The sequence below is a fragment of the Arcobacter venerupis genome, assembly GCF_013201665.1.
Taxonomy (GTDB): domain Bacteria; phylum Campylobacterota; class Campylobacteria; order Campylobacterales; family Arcobacteraceae; genus Aliarcobacter; species Aliarcobacter venerupis.
Genome location: NZ_CP053840.1, coordinates 2,991,143 through 3,013,174 on the forward strand (window position 1 = coordinate 2,991,143; position 22,032 = coordinate 3,013,174).

General features: G+C 29.7%; 21 protein-coding genes. All 21 read right to left on the minus strand.

What is annotated here, in order from left to right; all coding sequences use genetic code 11:
• Positions 1-3: 3 nt before the first annotated feature.
• The 21 genes from AVENP_RS14820 to AVENP_RS14920 all read right to left on the minus strand — a co-directional run bounded on the left by AVENP_RS14820 (position 4) and on the right by AVENP_RS14920 (position 22,019).
• Positions 4-876 carry a biotin synthase gene (locus AVENP_RS14820; RefSeq protein WP_128359553.1) on the minus strand — a complete coding sequence of 291 codons (873 nt, stop codon included), beginning with the start codon at positions 874-876 and terminating at the stop codon, positions 4-6.
• The gene (locus tag AVENP_RS14825) at positions 866-1,378 is read right to left on the minus strand and encodes a YfcE family phosphodiesterase (protein WP_128359552.1); all 513 of its coding nucleotides are present in this window, start codon (positions 1,376-1,378) and stop codon (positions 866-868) included. The genes AVENP_RS14820 and AVENP_RS14825 overlap by 11 nt, the downstream gene beginning before the upstream one ends.
• Positions 1,379-1,380: 2 nt before the next feature.
• Positions 1,381-3,765 carry a type I DNA topoisomerase gene (topA, locus tag AVENP_RS14830; RefSeq protein ID WP_128359551.1) on the minus strand — a complete coding sequence of 795 codons (2,385 nt, stop codon included), beginning with the start codon at positions 3,763-3,765 and terminating at the stop codon, positions 1,381-1,383.
• Positions 3,766-3,818: 53 nt separating this feature from the next.
• A complete protein-coding gene (locus AVENP_RS14835) occupies positions 3,819-4,604 on the minus strand; it encodes a UDP-N-acetylmuramate dehydrogenase (protein WP_128359550.1) in 786 nt (261 codons plus the stop codon).
• Positions 4,605-4,607: 3 nt separating this feature from the next.
• Positions 4,608-5,471, minus strand: a complete 864-nt coding sequence (locus AVENP_RS14840) for a menaquinone biosynthesis family protein (RefSeq protein WP_128359549.1) — start codon at positions 5,469-5,471, stop codon at positions 4,608-4,610.
• A 75-nt stretch (positions 5,472-5,546) separates the two neighbouring features.
• Entirely contained in the window at positions 5,547-6,035 is a 489-nt protein-coding gene (locus AVENP_RS14845; RefSeq protein WP_128359548.1) for a transglycosylase SLT domain-containing protein, read from the minus strand.
• A 58-nt stretch (positions 6,036-6,093) separates the two neighbouring features.
• Positions 6,094-7,596 carry an NADH-quinone oxidoreductase subunit NuoN gene (nuoN, locus tag AVENP_RS14850; RefSeq protein ID WP_128359547.1) on the minus strand — a complete coding sequence of 501 codons (1,503 nt, stop codon included), beginning with the start codon at positions 7,594-7,596 and terminating at the stop codon, positions 6,094-6,096.
• Positions 7,596-9,122, minus strand: a complete 1,527-nt coding sequence (locus AVENP_RS14855; RefSeq protein ID WP_128359546.1) for an NADH-quinone oxidoreductase subunit M — start codon at positions 9,120-9,122, stop codon at positions 7,596-7,598. The genes nuoN and AVENP_RS14855 overlap by 1 nt, the downstream gene beginning before the upstream one ends.
• A 12-nt stretch (positions 9,123-9,134) precedes the next feature.
• A complete protein-coding gene (gene nuoL, locus AVENP_RS14860; protein WP_128359545.1) occupies positions 9,135-10,991 on the minus strand; it encodes an NADH-quinone oxidoreductase subunit L in 1,857 nt (618 codons plus the stop codon).
• Positions 10,992-10,993: 2 nt separating this feature from the next.
• Positions 10,994-11,293 carry an NADH-quinone oxidoreductase subunit NuoK gene (gene nuoK / locus AVENP_RS14865; protein ID WP_128359544.1) on the minus strand — a complete coding sequence of 100 codons (300 nt, stop codon included), beginning with the start codon at positions 11,291-11,293 and terminating at the stop codon, positions 10,994-10,996.
• A complete protein-coding gene (locus AVENP_RS14870; protein WP_128359543.1) occupies positions 11,290-11,871 on the minus strand; it encodes an NADH-quinone oxidoreductase subunit J in 582 nt (193 codons plus the stop codon). Before AVENP_RS14870 ends, nuoK begins: the two co-directional genes overlap by 4 nt.
• Positions 11,872-11,882: 11 nt before the next feature.
• Positions 11,883-12,503 carry an NADH-quinone oxidoreductase subunit NuoI gene (gene nuoI, locus AVENP_RS14875; protein WP_128359542.1) on the minus strand — a complete coding sequence of 207 codons (621 nt, stop codon included), beginning with the start codon at positions 12,501-12,503 and terminating at the stop codon, positions 11,883-11,885.
• Positions 12,504-12,511: 8 nt separating this feature from the next.
• The gene (gene nuoH, locus AVENP_RS14880) at positions 12,512-13,504 is read right to left on the minus strand and encodes an NADH-quinone oxidoreductase subunit NuoH (RefSeq protein ID WP_128359541.1); all 993 of its coding nucleotides are present in this window, start codon (positions 13,502-13,504) and stop codon (positions 12,512-12,514) included.
• Between the two features lies 1 nt (position 13,505).
• A complete protein-coding gene (locus AVENP_RS14885; protein ID WP_128359540.1) occupies positions 13,506-15,980 on the minus strand; it encodes an NADH-quinone oxidoreductase subunit G in 2,475 nt (824 codons plus the stop codon).
• Positions 15,980-16,777 carry a hypothetical protein gene (locus AVENP_RS14890; RefSeq protein WP_128359539.1) on the minus strand — a complete coding sequence of 266 codons (798 nt, stop codon included), beginning with the start codon at positions 16,775-16,777 and terminating at the stop codon, positions 15,980-15,982. Before AVENP_RS14890 ends, AVENP_RS14885 begins: the two co-directional genes overlap by 1 nt.
• The gene (locus AVENP_RS14895; RefSeq protein WP_128359538.1) at positions 16,770-17,042 is read right to left on the minus strand and encodes an NADH-ubiquinone oxidoreductase subunit E family protein; all 273 of its coding nucleotides are present in this window, start codon (positions 17,040-17,042) and stop codon (positions 16,770-16,772) included. The genes AVENP_RS14890 and AVENP_RS14895 overlap by 8 nt, the downstream gene beginning before the upstream one ends.
• Before the next feature lie 11 nt (positions 17,043-17,053).
• Positions 17,054-18,280 (minus strand): NADH dehydrogenase (quinone) subunit D, encoded by a 1,227-nt coding sequence (nuoD, locus tag AVENP_RS14900; protein WP_128359537.1) that lies wholly within the window; start codon positions 18,278-18,280, stop codon positions 17,054-17,056.
• A gap of 4 nt (positions 18,281-18,284) precedes the next feature.
• Positions 18,285-19,088, minus strand: coding sequence for an NADH-quinone oxidoreductase subunit C (locus tag AVENP_RS14905; RefSeq protein WP_172664334.1), 804 nt, complete (start codon positions 19,086-19,088; stop codon positions 18,285-18,287).
• Positions 19,088-19,597: a NuoB/complex I 20 kDa subunit family protein gene (locus AVENP_RS14910; protein ID WP_014475415.1), complete on the minus strand. Its 510-nt coding sequence runs from the start codon at positions 19,595-19,597 to the stop codon at positions 19,088-19,090. Before AVENP_RS14910 ends, AVENP_RS14905 begins: the two co-directional genes overlap by 1 nt.
• Positions 19,579-19,968 (minus strand): NAD(P)H-quinone oxidoreductase subunit 3, encoded by a 390-nt coding sequence (locus tag AVENP_RS14915; protein WP_128359535.1) that lies wholly within the window; start codon positions 19,966-19,968, stop codon positions 19,579-19,581. The genes AVENP_RS14910 and AVENP_RS14915 overlap by 19 nt, the downstream gene beginning before the upstream one ends.
• A 317-nt stretch (positions 19,969-20,285) precedes the next feature.
• Positions 20,286-22,019 (minus strand): ATP-binding protein, encoded by a 1,734-nt coding sequence (locus tag AVENP_RS14920; RefSeq protein WP_128359534.1) that lies wholly within the window; start codon positions 22,017-22,019, stop codon positions 20,286-20,288.
• Between the last annotated feature and the right edge of the window lie 13 nt (positions 22,020-22,032).

A 22,032-nucleotide genomic window follows, 5' to 3' on the forward strand; every position in this document is an offset into this window, starting at 1 on the left:
TTCCTATTTCTCGTCTGGCATTACGTGAAAATTTTTAGCAATTTTGTAACCATAAGATTCAAGGGCATCAACATCATCTTTAGGTGTTCTTCCAGTTGTAGTTAAATAATCTCCAATAACAAAAGCATTAGCTCCTCTTTTAAAGATTTCATATTGCTCATCACCAAACATTAACTCACGTCCACCTGCAACCATAATTTTATGTGCATTTGGAATCATTTTTCGTGCCAAAGTAATTAAATCAAAAGCTTCTTCTCTATTTATTGTATTTTTTACAATAGGTAAAGCTTCATTTGGATGGAAAAAGTTTAAAGGAACATTCATAGGATCTAATGAATTAATTGCTTCTAACATCGAAATTCTATCTTCTTGAGTTTCACCCATTCCAAAAATTCCACCACAAACAAGTTTTAATCCTGCTTCTTTAACATTTAAACATGTTTGGTATCTTTCATCCCAAGAGTGAGTTGTACAAATTGTTGGATAAAAATCTCTTGATGTTTCTAAATTATGGTTATAGTTACTAATTCCTGCTGCTTTTAACTCTTTTAACTGCTCAACTGTAGCTGTTCCATTACAGGCAATTAATCTAAGTCCTAAATTTTCTTTATTAATTGCACGTGCAGCTTGGGCAATAAATTTAGTTTTTTTCTCTGTTAAACCAAGTCCAGCAGTTACTAAACAAAATCCAACTGCGCCATTTGCTCTAGCTTTTGCAGCTTCTAATACAATTTGTTCTATACTTTTAAGTGTATATCTTTGAATATCAGCTTTATATCTTACACTTTGTGTACAGAATTTACAGTCTTCATTACATGTACCACTTTCAACATTACAAATTGCACATAAGAATATTTCTTCATTATTATCGTTCATATTTATACTCTTCTTTCGTAAAATTTATTTCATTAATATTTTTAAAATAACGCGAGATTATATACTCTTTTTCTTTAACCTCTAGTTGTACACACTCAATCAAAGGTTTTTCCCTTGCACAAACTTCCCCTGGATTTAAAAAAAGTGTTTTGTTTTTATAATCACATTCAAAAATATGAGTATGCCCAAAAATCACTATTTGGCTATCGGGAGTTAAATAATAAGGTAAATGCATTAATTTAAAGGTTGTATCTTTAATTTTAAAATAATAAGGTTCTTGTTTTATATTATATTTAAAAGATAAATTAAGTAAATTTCTATCATTATTGCCAAAAACAGCAATATATTTTAATTCAGATTCTTCCAATAATTGAAGATTTTTTTCCATACATAAATCACCAGCATGAATTAAATACTCACAATTAATCTTTTTTAGAAAATCAATAACATCTTTCGTATAGTCACTTTTTAGGTGACTATCAGATAGTATTCCAATTTTCATACTTATTTAGTAGCACTCTTTTTTGCTGTCGTTTTTTTAGTCGTTGTCTTTTTAGCTGTTGTTTTCTTAACTACTGGCTCTTTTTTTGTTGTTGTTTTTTTAGCAGTTATAGTTTTTATTGTTTTAGGAGATTTTGAATCTTTTGCAATTATTTCTAAACATTGTTCAAGAGTTAAATCATTTGCTTCCATTCCTTTTGGAATTTTGAAATTCTTTCTACCTTGTTTTATATAAGCTCCATATTGTCCAGTTAAAACTTGGATTTTTTCCTTATCAAATGTTTTTATTGTAGCCTTTTCTTTTGCTTCATCTAAATCTTTTATTATCTCTAAAGCTCTATTTAAATCAACAGTATAAGGGTCGTCAGTTTTTAATGAATAATATTTAGTTTTTACTTGTAAATACGGACCAAATCTTCCAATATTTGCTTTAATTTCTTCACCATTTACATCAAGACCTACAACCCTAGGAAGAGTAAATAAAAACATTGCTTCTTCAAATGTAATTGTGTCCATATTTAAATGATCTGGAATTGCCACAAATTTTGGTTTTTCTTCATCATCTTTTGTTCCAATTTGAATAAATGGACCAAATCTTCCTACACGGGCACTAACGGGTTTTCCTGATTTTGGGTCTGTTCCAATTTCTCGTACTTGTAAATAATCTTCTTTATTTACACTTGTCTCTTTTTCATCAATAGTTTTTTTGAAACTACCATAAAAGTCTCTCATCACTTGTTCCCAAGTAATTTTACCAAGTGCAATATCATCAAACTCTTCTTCAATTTTTGCAGTAAAACCTAAATCAATAATATAAGAAAAATGGTCAACTAAAAAACTATTTACAACTTCACCTGTTGGTGTCGGAATTAATTTTTTGTCTTCAGTTTTTGTTACATATTCTCTTGCTTGAATTGTTGAAATTGTTGGAGCATAAGTTGAAGGACGTCCAATTCCCTCACTTTCAAGTTTTTTAACTAATGAAGCTTCCGTATAACGAGCAGGTGGTTTTGTAAAATTTTGTTCACACTCTAGATTTTCTAACTCTAAAATTGTTCCAACATTAATATTTGGTAAGATTTTTTCAGTACTATCAAGTGCAGCTTCAGGATTATCACTACCTTCTGTATAAGCTTTCATGAATCCTGCAAAAATAATTCTTTGACCTTTTACTTGAAATTCAAACTCCTTATTTTTCCCTGCTTCAATTTTATAAGTTGTATTTGCTATTTTTGCAACAGCCATTTGAGTTGCAAGTGTTCTTTTCCAAATAAGACTATAAAGTTTGTATTGAATATTTTCAACATAAGGTTTTATTTCACTTGGTTTTAAAGCTAAATTTACAGGTCTGATTGCTTCATGGGCTTCTTGTGCACCTTTTGCTTTTGATTTGTAAACTCTTGGTTTTGGAAGAGAATACTCTTTCCCATACTCTTCTTCAATTACAGCTTTAGCAGCAGTTGTAGCAACTGTTGAAAGGTTTAATGAGTCAGTTCTCATATAAGTAATTAAACCGCCTGTGTGGCCTGGAATATTACCTACATTCCCTTCATAAAGTTGTTGTGCAACAATCATTGTTTGTTTAACTGAAAGTCCAAGTTTTCTACTTGCTTCTTGTTGAAGTGTTGAAGTTGTAAAAGGAGCTGCTGGATTTCTAGTGCTATCTTTTTCTTCAATATCTACAAGTTTGTAAATGCCTTGATTTAAAGAGTCCTCAATTTTTAATGCTTGTTCTTCATTTTCAACTTTTGAAGTTTTACCATTTATTTTTGCCAACTCTGCTTTTAATTCAGGATTAATAAAATCAGCTTTTACTCTCCAATACTCTTCTGGAATAAATGCTCTAATTTCATTTTCTCTGTCAACGATGATTCTAACTGCAACTGATTGAACACGACCTGCACTTAGTCCATATCTTACTTTTTTCCATAAAAGTGGCGAAAGTTCATATCCTACGGCTCTATCTAAAATTCTTCTTGCTTGTTGAGCATCAACTAAATTTTGATCCACATCTCTTGGATGTGCTAAAGCTTCTAAAATTGCATCTTTTGTAATTTCATGAAATACAATTCTTTTTATAGGATTTTTTTCGATTTTTAATGCAGGAATTAAGTGCCAAGCAATAGCTTCCCCTTCCCTATCCTCATCGGCCGCTAGGTAAATGGTTGTATCTTTGTTAATATGTTTTTTTAAATCGCTTATTACTTTTTTCTTATCTGTTGATACTAAATATTTTGGTTTAAAGTTATCATCTGGGTCAAAACCTAATTGAGATTTTGGTAAGTCTCTTACATGCCCCATTGAGGCCATTACTGTGTAATCACTACCTAAAAATTTCGATATTGTTTTCGCTTTTGCTGGGGACTCCACTATTACTAAATTCTTCACTAAAAAACCTTCATTATTTTTAAAGTTTGCATTCTAACATAAATAAATTAATTTTACTTGTAAATAATAATCTCTTCTTCTATATCTATATTAAACTGCTCTTTTATTTTTTTCTTTGCTACTTCTATCAAATATATCGCATCTTCAAAAGTTCCGTCACCATAATTTACTAAAAAATTTGCATGTTCTTCTGAAAAACTCATATCACCTCGCCTTTGTCCTTTTAATCCAATCTCTTGAATTAATCTTCCTGCAAAATCACCTTTTGGGTTTTTAAAACAGCTTCCGGCACTTGGCACACGGGGTTGGTTATCCCTCATTTTATTAAACTCTTTTAACATATCTTTACTAAAACCGTACTCAATATTAAAAACTACTTCATAAACAATAGTATCAAGTTTAGTTTCTCTATATGAATATTCTACATCTTCTTTTTTTATATATCCATCTTTTGTTTTTATACTATGAATATAATTAAACATTTCCCAAGATTTAAGTCCTGCGTTCATTTTTACTAAACCACCTAAATTTCCAGGAAGTTTGGCTAAAAATTCTAAGTTTGCAATGTCATTATTTCTTGTAAACGTAAGAAGTTTACCTGATGTTGTTGCACATCCTACATAAAGAAGATTCCCTTCTTGCTTAATATAATCAAAAGCTGAACCTAAAATTGCAAAATTTTTATTTACATTTGGAGAAATTAAAAGATTATTACCTCTTCCAATAATTTGATAATCACTATAATCACCTATTTCATTTATCTCTAAAACATCTAAAACTGGACCTATTTTTATTGAAGAGTATTTTTTAAAATCAATTGTTCTTATACTATTTAACATCTATTATCTTGCTCTTAACTCTGCATACTCATTTGGAATTAAAAAATCTTCTGCTTTTATTAGATTTTCATAAAAGCCATTTTTATATCCTAACTCATACAATTTATCTAAGGCTTTATATTGAATTTCACTCATTTTAACTGAGTTATCATTTGCATATAAATCTAAATATTTATCTAAAGTTTCTGCATCAACTCTAATCAAACCTTTTTCTAATAACATTGGGGCTAATACACGTCTGTTTTTATTTGCTACTTCAACTGCTTTTATCAAAGTATTTTCATAATCTATTGCACTGTGAAGTGGAATTGAACGTCTTAAACACATTCCACCAAGGGGTAAGGGTAAATCTCCACCACTAAGTTCAACCCAAATGTCCCACATTTCACGCTCTACTTCTAACTCATTATTATAAGTTAAAATTGATTCATGAATTAATACACCAGCATCAACTGTTCCATTTAAAACAGCTTCTTCTATTTCTAAAAAGTTCAAATAGGTAACTCTTGCATCTGGATAAGCAATTCTAAATAAAAGTGCATTTGTTGTAAACTCTCCACTAAGGGCAACTTTAAAGTTTTTCTTTAACTTTACACCTTTTTTCTTTATAAGTTTTGGTCCATATCCCTCACCAAAAGAAACAGCCGTTTTTAATAGAGCATAATCATCTTTTACAAAAGGATATAAGGCAAAGGAAATTGCACAAATGTCATATTCACCTTTTAATGTTGCTTGATTTAAACTTTCAATATCATCTGCAATATTTTCAAACTTAGCATCTTTTGGAGTAACCCAACCAAATTTAATGGCGTAATACATAAAAATATCATCAGCATCTGGTGAATGAGCTACACTTATAGTTTTCAATTTCTTGTCCTTGATTTTTTTCTTGGGGGATTGTAACAAGTTATGGTTTATCTTTTGGTTATAGTAACGCTTATTTTATAAATCATATTCAAATTTTAGCTTTTTAATTATATCAAAAACCGATGTTGCATATTCTAAACCTGTGTCGCTTTTATATTGCCATCCAGTATTATAACTTGCCCAAATTTTTATCCAATTGTCTTTGTGTACTTTTCTCCAAAAGTCAATTTCAACAATTGCATTTGCAGTTGAAAAGCCCACATCATAGACAAGTTTTTTTGCAAAATATTGTCTATTAAACATTGTATCTGGGACTTTTTGTCTTCTTATTACACTTTTAATATTTGATTGAAATAGTCCATAATCATTACTTATTGGATTGATTAATTTTTTGCCAACTGATGATTCTTTTATTGCAATTGCCATTAAAGTATATTTCATATAATTATCATCTGTTAGTGATTTTATTTTTTTTAAAATTATAATATCAATTGGAGTTAAACCCAAAGAGTTTGAAAAAGCAAAATTAAAAAGAAGTAAAAATAGCGTAATAATTTTTTTCATGTTTTTATTTTACAATAAATTCTAATCATTTTTTATAAATGATTAGAATCTTGAAATATTAAAAACCTGAGCTTACTACGTAAGATGAAATAATATTTAAAAGTGGATCTATTAATAAAATAGAAATAAGTGTTAAAAATACAACAAACCCAACTACAGATTTCATAGGTGTTGTTGCATTTTGCATAAACCTTGCATTTGCACCTTTTTCTGGGTCTCTTAAGAACATATATGAAACTGGTCTTAAATAGTAATAAGCAGCAATTACAGAGTTTAAAACAATTATAATTGCTAGTGCAATATGCCCCGCATTTACAGCACTTGCAACTAAATACATTTTACCCCAAAATAGTGCAAAAGGAGGAAGTCCAGTTAATGCAAATAAAAACATTCCTAATATTGAAGCTGTAAATGGTGATATTTGTGCGAGTCCTGAAAATTTTTTAAAGCTATAAGGAGATTCATAATCTTTGAATTCTTTTCCTCTATTAAGCCATAACATTCCAAAGGCACCAAAATTTGTAATTGTAAATAAAATCCAATATAAGAATAAAGCATTAGTTGCTTGTTGTGTTCCAATAACAATTGCAGCCATTGCCATTCCAGCATTTGAAATAGATGAATATGCAAGCATTCTTTTAATATCTTTTTGCTGTAAAGCAATTAAATTAGGAATTGTCATTGTTAAAATAACTGTTACATAAAGCATAGTTTGAATAATAATATCATTTGCATGAATAAATATCTCAAAAAATCTCAAGGCTACTACAAATCCAGCCATTTTAGGGATTACAGATAAAAATCCTGCCATTGCAGAAGTTGATCCTTGATAAACATCTGGAACCCAAATATGATAAGGGAATAACGATAATTTAAATCCAATAGCTGCAAACATAAATGAAAATCCAACTAATACCAAAACATAATTAGCATAATTTTCATGGGATAAGAAACCTTCTTGTGTTAAAACTTCTGCCATTTGAGATAACTCAACAGTACCTGTTATTGCATAAAATATCATTGCAGCAAATACAAAAAATGCAGCCGCTAAGGCACCCATTGTAAAGTATTTAACTGCAGCTTCAATTGATACCATTCTATTATGCATAGCAATCATTGTATACAAAGCAAGTGATGATGTTTCAAGTCCAACAAATATCATTATCAAAGAATCAGAACTTACCATAAATTGGAATCCTGCAACCGCAAATAAATACAATGCAAAATATTCAGCATGTCTAAACTCTTGAAGTCTTAATTTTGATAATCCTAAAAATACAAAAAATATTGAACCAATAATTATTATACATTGAGATAAAACTGCAATTCCATCTAATAACATTAAATCAAACATTCCTCTTTGATCACCATGAAAAGCTAAAAGAGTAAATAAATCAAAAATCAAAAATAATACAACTAAAATTACATAAAGTGATTTATGTTTATTTTTATTAAAAATATCCGTTAATAAAATACTCAAAGCTCCAATAATCGCTATAGATACGGGTGCAATAGTTCCTAGATTTAAACTTTCTAGACTTATTTTTATAGGTTCAAGCATTATTTAACCTCCCCTGTAGAGTTTAAAAGACTCAATTTTTCTTTTGTACTATCATTAACAGCCTTTACTTCCATTACTTTCGTAAGTTGAGTAACTGATGTATTTAATGGATCTAATATAACTTTTGGATAGATTCCTAAAGCTATAATTAAAACTACTAAAGAAGTAAGTGCCACTAATTCTCTTCCATGAATATCTTTTAAAATTTTATTCTCTGGTTTTCTTAATCTTCCAAAAAATGTTCTTTTATACATAGATAACATATAAACAGCACTTAAAACAATTGTTAAAGCTCCAATAAATGTAAGAATTGGTGAATATTTAAAGAATCCTAAAAGAGATAAGAACTCACCAATAAAACCAACTGTTAAAGGCAACCCAATTGAAGCCATTAAAACAACAGCATAAACAAGAGCAAACATTGGCATGTTATGTGCTAATCCACCAAACTCTTTTATCATCTTGGTTTTTCTTCTATCGTATAAAACTCCAACACTCATAAATAGTGCTCCTGATACAACACCATGTCCAATCATTAAATAAACAGCACCAGAAATTCCCTCAACATTTAAAGCAAATACTCCAAGAGTAATAACCCCCATATGTGAAATTGAAGAATAAGCAATCATCTGTTTCATATCTTCTTGGGCATAGGCAATCATCGCTGTATAAATAATTGCAATTAATCCAAGAGTTGCCATAAATCCTGCGAAATATACACTTGCATCTGGAAACAAGGGAAGTGAAAATCTTATAAATCCATAAGTTTCCATTTTTAGTAAAACTGCTGCTAACATAATTGAACCAATTGTTGGTGCTTGTCCATGAGCCAAAGGAAGCCAAGTATGGAAAGGGAACATTGGAACTTTTACAGCAAAAGCCATAAAGAATGCTATAAATAACCATAATTGTAAATCAAATGGAAGATCAATGCTATTCCATTCTAATACACTAAAACTCCAAACTCCTGTTGTTTCATGAAAAATATACCCAAAATATAAAATCCCAATAAGCATTATTAGAGAACCTGTAAATGTATATAAAAAGAATTTAATTGCTGCATAAAATCTTTTCTCTGCTCCCCAAAATCCAATAACATAAAACATTGGGATAAGTGTTAACTCCCAGAAAACATAAAATAAAATCAAATCTAAAGAAACAAAAACTCCAACCATTGTCATTTCTAAAAATAACATTGTAATAATTAGATTTTTTACATTTTTTTTCTCTGTTAATCCTATTAAAGCAATCATTGTCATAAATGTAATCATAATTATTAAAAATAATGAAATTCCATCTACTCCTACTAAATAATTAATTCCATAAGAACTAATAAGGGGTAAACTTTGCACAAATTGCATATCAGAAATACTTGTATCAAAGTAATACCAAAGTAAAAGTGATAATACAAATTCAACAACAGTTACAACAACTCCGAATTGTCTCATAGAATCTTTATCAATTAAAAACCCAACAACCGCAGCTGCCGCAGGAAAGAATATCAACATAGATAAAATATTTTCCATTTACATAACCCCTTAAAGTACTGATAAAACTAAGGCAAAGATTAATCCTGTGATTAATCCTAAAACCATTAGTCTTAAAGATGATGATAAATTGCCAGATTGAATTGGTCTTACTTTCACTCCTAGTTTATTAACAAAATGAGCTAAACCATCAATTGATCCATCAATTAATTTTATTTCTATTGTTTTCCATGCCCAAACTGAAAACTTATAATAAGGAATTGAAATAAAATTTTTATAAAATTGTGGAATAAAATATTGATTACTTAACAATTTATAAATTGAAGTTTCTTCCCAAGATTTACTAAATCCACCATTCTTGTATTTGAATACAGCAAGCAAAATACCACCAATAGCAATAATACTTGTTATAAGAATTAAAATCCAAGCAACAGAATAATCAATATTTGCATCCCAAGTTGGAAGGACTTTTGTAACAAACTCTACAAATGAGTGTTCAAACCAACCAGCAATTACAGCTAAAATAGCAAGGGGAATCATTGCAGCTATTACAAAGTTTTTAGCTTCGTGTGGATGATGCTCTTCATTTGAATAATTTTGTTCTCCAAAGAAAATTTTCATTACAAGTCTAAATGAATAAAACGCTGTTAAACCCGCAGTTATCCATAATATCGCCCATAAAACAATTGCATTTGAGTTAAATGCAACTTCTAGAATTTTATCTTTTGAAAAGAATCCAGCAAGGGGAAAGATTCCAGCAAGGGCTAAAGAAGCGATAGTCATAATAATTGAAGTTGCTTTCATTTTATTATGAAGTCCACCCATTTTTCTAATATCTAATTCATCATCCATTGCATGCATAACATTTCCTGCACCCAAAAATAATACTGATTTAAAAAATGCGTGAGCAGCTAAATGGAAAAGTGCAACCCAATAAGCTCCCAGACCAGCTGCTACGAACATATATCCAAGTTGTGATAGGGTAGAATAAGCAATAATTCTTTTCATATCATTATTAACAAGTGCCATAGAAGCTGCAAAAATTGCCACAAAAGCTCCAAGAGCAGCTATTGCATATCCAACTTCTGGAATTAAAGTATAAAGTTCATTAGATCGTACAACTAAATAAACCCCAGCTGTTACCATTGTAGCTGCGTGAATTAATGCAGAAACAGGAGTTGGTCCTTCCATTGCATCTGCTAGCCATGTATGAAGAGGAAATTGTGCTGATTTTCCCATTGCTCCTAAAAACAATAAAGCACCAATCCAAACTAAAGTGCTATTTTCTAAAGTTGAAACTTTTGAAAATACAATATCATATTGTAAACTTCCAATGTTCCAATAAATTACAAACATACCAAGAAGTAGTCCTAAATCTCCAATTCTATTCATAATAAAAGCTTCATTTGCAGCCCAAGTTGCTGATTCTTTGTGATACCAAAAACCAATTAACAACCAAGAACAAACTCCAACACCTTCCCATCCTATAAATAAAACGGCAAAGTTATCACTCATTACTAAAACTAACATCGAAAATACAAAAGCTGAAAGATAAGAGAAATATCTATTAAATCCACTATCGTGTTCCATATAGCCAATTGAGTGAATATGAACCATTGTAGAAACAACAGTAACCACACTCATCATTACAACACTTACTTGATCAACTACAAAACCAAAAGGAATATCTAAATTTCCAATTACAATCCAATCAAATAAATTCACATGTAAAGTTGTATCTGTTGTATAAACAAAATATAATAGATATAAAGATGCATACATAGAAACAGCCAACATAAAAGATGTGAACCATCCTGTAAAAGCTGTTTTTACTTGCATAGAAAAAAGAGCTGCTACTAAAGAACCTACAAGTGGGGCAAAAAGTGCAATGTATATATATTTCTCCATAATTACCCTTTCATCCCTGCAATATCATCTAAGTTAATAGAACCTGTTCTTTTGTACCATAAAATCAATAAACCAAGACCAACTGCTACTTCACTAGCTGCTACTGCTATTATAAAAAATGCAAACATTTGTCCTGTTAAATCTCCATGAAATTTTGAAACAGCAGCAAAACCTACATTTACTGCATTTAGCATAATTTCTGTTGAGAAAAATAACATCAAGACATTTTTTCTTCTAATTACGCCAACTAAACCAATACAAAATAAAATTGTCGAAAGTATTAAATAGGCATTAAGAGTCATTTATTATCCTTTGCAGATGCTTCATCAAGTCTGATTTTTTCATCTATTTCATCTTCTGTCATTTCTGAATATGATTCATTCATTTTTTTACCTGCAAGTACAAGCCCACCAACCATTGCAACAAGAAGCATGATGGCTGCTAGTTCAAAAGCCAAAAGATATTTAGTAAACAGTACAATTCCCACATCTGCTGAATTTCCATACTCTGGATGTATAGGATAATTTGCTTCTATATTTTGTCCAATAACTGGTGCTAATAATACAACCACAATTACAACTGCTAATAAACCTGAAAGTAAAAATACTAATCTTGGATTTTTGATTTTTTCTTTTACTTCTGATAATGAGTCAAAAAACATCATTCCAAAAGCATATAAAGACATAATTGCACCTGTGTAAACCACAATTTGAACGGCTCCAAGGAAATCTGCATTTAATAAAAAGAAAAATGCTGAGATAAAAATCATTCCAGCAGCAAGTGAACTTAATGCATATAAAGCATTATTTGTTAAAACTGTAATACTAAACATACTAATAGTTAATACTGAAAATATTATAAAAGCTATAACTTCAAACATCTAGACTCCTCTTAGTATGATAATGGTGTTTTTTTAATTTTTTTATCTGCATCTGGTGACACCGAACCATATCCATCAAATTCAAGTTGTGCACCTAAACCATTTGCAGATGTTAAAATATCTTCTTTAAGTGAGAAATGTGCTCTTTGTTCACTTGAATTTTCATATCTTCCACCATGAACGATTGCAAGTTCTGGACAAACTTCAGCACAATATCCACAGAAAATACATCTTCCCATATTAATTGTATATTCTGTAATTGCTTTTCTTGAATTTTCATCAATTTTAGTTTCCATTCTAATACAGTTTGATATACAAATTTTTTCACAAAGTCCACAACCAATACATCTCTCTTCACCTGACTCTAAAAGTCTTAGAAGTTTATGTACTGCTCTATATCTTGGACCTATTGGTAATTTTTCTTTTGGGTATTGAACCGTTGCCATTTCACCTTTAAATAATGCTCTATACATTATTCCAAAAGTGATTTTCATACCAGCAAAAAGTTCACCTTTTACTGATCTTGATAATACTTGTTTGAACATATCCCAAGAAGTTTTAGGATAATTATCTTCTTGAACTGTTACATATCCATCTGATACATTTCTATTTTTAAAATCTTTTAGTTCCATCTTAACTCCTAAAACATCATTACAAAACCAGTAACTAAAATATTTAGTACTGATAGTGGCATTAATATCTTCCAACATAACCACATCAATTGATCAGGTCTAATATGAGGCCAAGAAGCTCTTGTCCATAAGAAAACAAAAATCAAAGCCATAACTTTTAATACAATTGCTAATCCACCTGGGATAAACCATAAGTCATTAAATCCACCCAAGAAGATTAGTGTAATTAAAAATGAAATTGTAAAAAGATTAGCATATTCTCCAATAAAAAACATCCCCCATCTCATACCTGAATACTCTGTTGCATAACCAGCAACTAATTCAGCTTCATGTTCAAGTAAGTCAAATGGAGTTCTATTTGTCTCTGCAAATCCAGCAATTGTGAATAAAATAAATGCTAATGGTTGAGACCAAATAATCCAATCACTAACTCCTCCTGATTGATAGTTATTAATATCAATTAAAGATAAACTTCCAACCATCATAAGTGGAGATAAAAGTGAAAGTCCTGATACAACTTCATAAGATAAAAGTTGGATTGCAGTTCTTGCACCTCCTAGTAATGCCCATTTGTTTGCAGAACTCATACCACCAAGTAATGGGCCATAAAGTCCAACAGCACCCACAGACATTACAAATAAAACACCAACATTAATATCTGAAATAATTGGTCTAACTGTATATCCAAACATTTCAAATTCTGGAAAAAATGGAACTGCACTCATTGCAATAAATGCAGTTGCAGCAGTTATTAAAGGTGCTACCATAAAAATAGGTTTACATGCATTTGCAGGAATAAAATCTTCTTTTGTAAATAGTTTAATTCCATCCGCTGCAATTTGTAATAATCCATAAGGCCCAACATTTGTAGGCCCCAATCTTCTTTGCATAAATGCTAAAACTTTTCTTTCAATATAAGTTGTAAATCCAGCAAGTGCTGAGAAAACTGCAAGAACAACTATTACTTTGATTACTGTTTCTAATATGATACTTGTTTCCATACTATGCCTTTACTACTTTTGCTTTATTAAATCTGTAACTGTTAAATAAAACATTTGATGGGCTATTTTTCATAAATGTTGATACATAAGGAATATTTCCCTCAATTTGAATATCAACAAAAGCATTTAATACTAACTCTTGATTATTTGCATTTACTTTTACTTTATCACCCTCAGATAATTCAAGTTTTTCAAACATAGCTTTTGAGAAGAAAATTCCATCTTGTAAATTTCTTTTAAATTCATGGCTAATTGCTGTAAATTCATTAAATTGATTAATTGGATTTGCTTTATAAATTAAAATTTCATCAGCATCTAGTGATATTTTTTCAACACTTATCTGTTTTGTTGTATCTTGAGTTAAAGTATCATTTGAAGTTAATTCATAACCTCTATATTCAACTTGGTCATTTCCAAATTTGTTTGGTAAATCGTCAAATGCAAGAGCTTTGTAACCTTTTTCAAGAGGAAGTTTTGCTGTATATTCTATTGTATATTCAACATCTTCATTTAAAAGTTCATTTGCAATTTCATTTAATGTATAACCATTAAAGCCTATTGCAGCATTTGTAGGAATTACTTTTTTATCAATATTTGTAAAAGTTCCCTCTTGTTGATTAAGTGCTGGAATATCTAAATCTCCATCACCTAAAGCTGACAATTCAAAATCTGCTTTAATGTTGTAACCCACACTAAATCCTTCAACTTCATTTGAAAGCATACAGATTTGTGCAACACCTAAAGTATTTGTTTGAGATGGAATAATTACCACATCAAAAGCTGTGTGTTTATCAACTAAACCACAAAGTTTTGCAAGATTTTCAGCATTTGGATGAGTGATTAAATCTTCTCCAACCATTAAAGAGAAAGAATCTTTTTTAGCTAACATTTCATCAACTAAATCAAGGAATTTTTCATTTTTCCCAAATGCTTCAACAAGTTTTGTATATTCATACTCCACTTCTTTTGAAACTTTATTTGTTACAACTTTTTTAACTTCTTTCTCTTCACCTGTTGCTTCATCAACAACTATTTCAACCACTGTTTCTTTAACTTCTTCAACAACAGTTTTTGTTTTCATCTCTTTAAATGAATTAATATATTCTTGAACTTCAGCTGGTAAATCTTTTGCAAATTTATATAAAATAAAATATAAAATTGATTCTTCAACCATTGCATCGTGATAAATAAACTCTGTTGTTTTACCTTTTTTACCAATTTTTTCCATAATTGGATCTGCTATTGGATGAAAATATAAACCACTTCCTTTATTCATTGAAACTGAGTTATTAAAGGCATATCTAGCATTTGGTAAATCAGATTTTAAATAAGAACCTACAGAAATCACAAAGTTTGAATTATGAACATCTGATAGTTTTGATGAATAAAGTGATTTTCCTGAAGTTTTAGAGTAATTTCTTAAAAACTCTTGGTATCTTCTTGCATCTTCATTTACAAGATTTGAACCCATTTTAGAAGCTATTTTTTGTAAAATTAAAGCCTCTTCATTTGTGATATATGAATTAAATTTGATATTTTTTGCTTTTTTAAAGGCTTCAAGTGCTTTTGCAAAAGCATCTTTATCTTTTGATTGAACTTTATTTTCAAAATCATAAGCAAATCTTCCAGCTCCATTTACCGTTGAAAAATGTGGTTCACTGTTTACTCTATAAATTTTTTTAGTTGCATGTTTGTCTATCGATTCGTGTTTTACATCATAATATAAAAATGCGCAATCACTTGAGTGAGGATTAGCTGCTGGTATTTTTTTAAGTTCCCAAGCATTTGAAGTATATTGAAAATCATGTGAAACTAAAGCTCCGACTGGACAGGCAGAAATACACTCTCCACAGTTGGTACAGGCATCAGCGTCATAACCAATAAGTGATTTGTTAAGTTTATTCCACATAGCATATGCATCTTTTGGCATCTCATCTTTAAATACTTTATCAATGTTATCAGAATCTCTTTTTACAGTACTAAGCGCACTTGAACCAACCATATCTTCACATACAGTTACACATCTTTCACAAACAATACATAAAGCTGGGTCATAATTCATAACTCCCCAATGTTGTGTTGGTCTGTGAATGTCTTTGATGCTATAAGATTGAGAATCAACTTTCATATACAAAGAGTAATTTTGTAATTCACACTCTCCACTTTGGTCACAAACTCCACATTGTAATGGATGGTTTACATCGTAAACTTCCATTATTGCTCGTCGTTCTTTTTCGATATTTTCGGTAACTGTTGTAATGTTCATGTCAGCTTTAACTTTAGTATTACAGCCATATACTTGTTTTCCATCAGCTTCAACTAAACACAATCTACAGGCAAGTGTTGGTGAACATCTTGTTAAATAACAAACAGCAGGAACAAATACATCATTTGCCCTTGCTACATTTAAAATTGATTCACCCTCTTTGGCTTGAACACTTTTACCATCAATAGTTAATGTAATCATCTCGCTCATTACGCTTCAACCTTTTCAATCTTTACTTGTTTATATTTGTATCCACCAAAAATATCCTCACTATTTTTTGTTTTTAAAATAGCAATTGTTCCTTGTAAGTTTTCATCAATTTTTAATACTCTTTTAATTTTTTCATTTTTTGATATTACGAAAACTTCATTACCATTTGATACCTTTGCTATATTTGCAAAAGTTTGACTTGTTATTAATTCATCATTTTGTTCATCTACTAATTTGTAAACTAATGTTCCATTAAATGATTTTAATTCTTCTAGTTCTTCTAAATCAAAATCTGTACAAGAATTGATTTTTTGTGCTAATTCTTCATTTAGAACAACTACATTAAAATCTGAATATTTTTTTAATATTGCAATTAATTTAGTAATATTTTCTACTCTTTCGTGATTTACTAAATCATTTCCAACAATTAATGTTTTAACTTTTGCTTCTTGCGAGTTTTCTAAAGCCTCTTCAAACTCTTCTTCCCCTGCACTACTTTCAGCACTTATGTAACCTAAGTCTAAATCATCTAAAAAAGTTTTAATTTTTTCATCACAGTTTGAAGCAAAACTATTTAATAATAAAGCACTAATTCCCTCTTCACTTCCAACTTCATATTTAATTAATTGTGTATAAAATGGTTTTAAATTAAAATTATCAATTGGATGCATATAAACAAATTTTGCGTTATTGTTTTTTACTGCTTGTTCAATAGAATCTTTAACTTGTTCATTTTCTAAAAAAGTTCCAAAAGTGATGATAAAATCACTATTTAATATCTGTTGTATTTTATTCATCTTTAGCACTTTCTTCAACCACAGCTCTTGGTTCTGGTTTTACTTTTTTTACTACTAATGTCCAATCAACTTCATTAAATTTAATAGAATTCATCAAAGTATAACCAGCTTCATAAATCACATCGGCTGATTTTTGGATATTAGAAAAATCTCCAATTTCAAACATAATAATTGCTGTCTCTTCAGGAGCAATTTGTTTATCCATTAACTCTAACATTCTTGTGTAGAAGTCATTTTTTAAGTGTCTTAAATCAAATCTTTTCATAACTTCATTCCCTATCTATCTATTTCACCAAACACGATGTTTAGGTTACCAATAATTGTAACCACATCGGCTAATTGACATCCAACTAAAAGCTCTTCTAAAATTGCTGTATGTTGAAAACTTGGGGTTCTCAGTTTCATTCTATATGCATAAGGACTTCCATCACTTACTACAAAATAACCAAGTTCTCCTTTTGGAGATTCAGTTGCAACATAAACTTCACCAACTGGTGGTCTCATACCTTGAGTTACTAAAACAAAGTGTTGCATTAAAGAGTAGTTTTGAGTCATTATTTGCTCTTTTGGAGCTGAAATATAATTTGGAGCATGAGCCATTAATTGAGTATCTGACTCTTCATACATAGGAACTAACTGTTTTAAAATTTTTGAAGATTCTCTCATTTCAGCAATACAGATTTTATATCTTCCATAAGAGTCATTAGTATGTGAAATAGGAATATCAAAATCAAGTTCAGGATAGATTCCATACGGCATCTCTTTTCTTAAATCCCATTTGATTCCAGAACCTCTTAAAATAATTCCTGAACAGCCCCAATCTTTTGCCATTTCTTGTGTAATAACTCCAACATTTTCAAGTCTCATTTTCCAGATTCTATTTTCAGTTAAAAGCCCTTCATAAGTTTTAAGTTCTGTTTCTAATACATCTAAAAATGATAAACAATCTGCTGTCCAATTAGCTGGTAAATCCAAAGGAACTCCACCAATTCTAACAGCACTATGTGTTAGTCTTGCTCCACAATAGTCCTCAATTAAGTCCATTGCATATTCTCTTTCTCTAAAACAGTAAAGGAACATAGACATTGCTCCTACATCAAGAGCGTGAGTTGCAAGCCAAAAAAGATGTGAAGTAATTCTATTTAGTTCTAAAAGCATAGTTCTAATAATTTCAGCTCGTCTTGGAGCAACAATGCCTAAAAGTTGCTCAATTGCTAAGGCATAACCGTAGTTATTTGAAGTTGCAGCGATATAATCCATTCTATCTGTTGTTGGTAAGAATTCATTATAAATCATATTCTCAGCCATTTTTTCCATACCTCTATGAAGGTATCCAATCATTGGTCTTGATTTAACAACTTCTTCACCTTGAAGTTCTAAAATAAGTCTTAATTGACCATGAGCAGATGGATGTTGTGGACCGAAGTTCACCATCATAGTATTATCATCACGCTCAAAGTGAATATTTTCAAAAAAAGGTTTTAGTCTATTTGGTTGTTGCATATTCTTACCTTCTTCTTTTTAAAACAACTGATTCTTCAGGTTTTAATTTTTTCATAATTTTTGAAGTATTCTCTTCTTGATAAGAGATATTAGTTTCAGGTTCAAACTGAGAAATATCTGTATCAAATGGAACTTCATGCCCAAGTCTTGCAAATCTTGTTGTATCGTATCTATCAATTGCAGCGGAATCTCTAAGTTCTGGCCCAATAATATCTCTAGCTTCTTTTCCAAAAATTTTGTCAACTTCGTACCAAGATGCAACTTCATCACCTTGAAGTGGATAAGTTTTTTTCAATGGATGGTCATACCAATCATCTGGCATGATAATTCTTTTTAAGTTTGGATGATTTGCTACTTTTACACCTAACATGTCATACATTTCTCTCTCTGACCAATTAGCTGACTTGAAAATTGAAGTCACAGATTCTATTGCTTCATCTTTTTGTAAAAAACATTTAACTCTTAATCTTTTATGTTTTGACATTGATAACATTTCATAAAAAATCTCATACCCATCACGAGTAGCTAAATAATCAATAGCTGACATTTCAATTAATATATCATATTCAAGTTCATTTTTTAAAAAATTCATAGCTTCAATAATTGAATTTTTATTTATGTGCAAGACTAAATGAGTATGTTCAATATAAGCATCTTTAATATTTATAAGATTTGATATTTTTTGAAAATCTTTTGAAAAAATTTCATCTGAATTTATTTCATATCTAGGAACAATAGGAGATACAAAAAATCTATCAGAAAAATAAGCTTCTTTTTGAACGCTATTTTTTGGCGTATATTTTCTCATTATACTAACCTCTTTTTCTTGTGAGCTCTAAAAATAGACTCTTTTCTAATTTTTTGTTGAAGTGTCATAAGGGCATATTGTAAAGTTTCTGGTCTTGGAGCACAGCCAGGTAGATAAATATCAACAGGAATTATTCTATCTGCACCTTGAACCGTCGCATAAGTGTTGAACATTCCACCTGTATTTGCACAGCTTCCCATAGAAATTACCCACTTAGGATCTGGCATTTGATCATATAATCTTCTCATAAATTCAGCATGTTTTTTTGTAAGAGTACCTGCAATTATTAAAACATCTGATTGTCTAGGGCTTGCCCTAAAAATTGTACCAAACCTATCAAAATCGTATCGAGATGCGCCGGTTGCCATCATCTCGATGGCGCAACAGGCCAAACCATAAGTCATCGGCCATAAAGAGTTAGAACGACCAAAATTAACTAATTTATCAATAGTTGTTAATTTAACAGCAGCCCCATTATCTTGTAAATAATTTATTTTATGCTGTGCCATTCAAGCGCTCCTTTTTTCCATGCGTATAAAAATCCGATAGCTAATAATGTAATAAATAATATCATTTCAATAAAACCAAACCATCCTAATATTTTAAAATTGATTGCCCAAGGAAACATAAATATTATTTCTACATCAAATAAAATAAATAATAATGCTGTTAAATAAAATTGCGTTGAAATACTGTTGGGTTGTTTAGTAACTTCTGGTCCACATTCGTATAGAGTAGTTTTTAATTTTTCAGTATCAAGTCTTGCAATTTTTCTACTTACAAATCTTGAAAGCCATACCGTAGCACCAAATGCACCAAATGTTACAATAAACATCACAAATGCACCAAAATAGGGATGTGCAAATTCCATATGTGTCATTAAATTTATCCTTTTAAAGCTAAAAAAGTTTATTTCAATCTACAAATATAATATCTAATTTGTAATAAATAGCCACTTATTCATAATGTAAGCAATAATATTCTAACCTGATAAAAATTAGCTTATAATTTAATCTTTTTCTAAGGATAATAATGAAATTGGTACAAAAGGAAACAATAACGCTATAGTTAAAATACCAGAGGTTTATGGGCTATTTTACTAATTTTAAATATTATCTTTAAAAGATGAAATATCTATGAAAATCTATTTTTTAATTTATATATTAGAAAAAATAATTTTAGAACAAAAAGTAGTTTTTAGAAAAATCCTACTTTTGTTTCACTGTCAAATTGACCTTTTTGCTCTTTAGTAATTTGCTCTTTAAAATTCTCAATTTTAAATAAAGGTTCATCACTAACAGCAATTTTGTAAGCTGTATTCTTAATTACTAGCTCGATTTGTCCACCTGTTAACTCATAACTAGCTAATTCTTCAATATTAAAATCTTTTTCAAGTGGTAAGTTTGCTGGTAATAGTTTTTTCCAAAGCTCTATTCTTTGGGCTTTATTTGGTTTTACAAATTCAATTTTATAATTAAATCTTCTAGAAAATGCCTTATCTAAATTCTCAAGTAAATTTGTAGTTGCAATTAGGATTCCGTCGAATCTTTCTATTTGTTCTAAAAAGATATTTTGCATTTGATTATGCATCTTATCACTACTGCTTGCACTTCCTGAAGATCTTGCACTTAAGAACTGATCTGCTTCATTTAGAAGTAAAACTGGTTCTGATTTTGTTTGAGTTCTTAAGTCATAATATTTATCAAAAATACTTCTAACATTTTTTTCACTCTCACCAATATACATTGATAAAATTTTTGAACAGTCAAAACTTAGAACATCTTTTTTAAGAGATTTTGCTAAAGCTAAAGCAGTTAAAGTTTTTCCAGTTCCTGCAACTCCATAAAATATGATTTTAGCTTCGATTCCTCTTTTTTTATCTTTAATTCCCCATTGTTTTAATCTGTTAATTACATTTTTATCAACTTGTTTTAAAAGTGCATCTAAAGTCTCTTTTGTTTTTTCATTTAAAATTACATCATCTAAAGTTTTTGTAGTTGAAATAAGTTCAAACATATCTTGTTCTTTGATAACAGTATCTAATTTAATTTTTCCAACATTTGTACTTTTTTTAGTTGGATGTGAAATTTTATATAAAACCTCATCTGGAATATAAAAATTTCTATTAATTCCACCAAAAGGAGTTAAAACTTCATCATAATCAATCAAAGCTTTTGAAACAAGAGTTGAACTCTCTTCAAGTAAACTTCTATATTTGATTTTTTCATAATCATCACTTGAGATTAATTCAATCAAAGAGTTCATATCTCTTAAACTTCCATCTCCACCTGAATATTCTTCTTTTAGTAAAGCTAAAAACAGAGTTTGTTCTTGCTCATTTAAATCATTACTTTTGAAAAAATCTTCAAGCATTATAGAATTACTTGTAACTTTGATTCTCTCTTTAATTCTATTTTCTAATAAAATTAATTTTGATTTTAATCTATTTGAACTAGGACTATTTACATCAAAGTTTTTTCTAACCACATTTAATTGTTGAGCTAAATCAATTCTAAAAAACTGATCTTGTAAGTATTCTAAATGGTCAGAGTAATTTTTAATCTCAGGAAGAACAAAATCATTACTACCATTTTCTAACATTTTTAAATACGCACTTGAAAGAGAAACACTAGAATTTATAAGTTCAAGTTTAGAAACTTCACTTAGTTTTACTTGGTCAAATGAAACTTGCACCAACCAACCAAACTCCAAAAGAGATTTTATTAAATCAAGTTTTTCTAAATGTTTATATGTTTTTAAATCATAAAATTCACCTAAAACATCAATAACTCCTAAAGTATCTCTACCATTTACATACTCTTTTGATAAATATTGTAAAATTTTAGCCTCTTCAACAGAACATTTTAGCTGTGCAAAAAAATTCGTCGACTCAACATTTTGCGCTTTTATAAAATTAATTACTTCTTTCATTCTTACTTGTGTA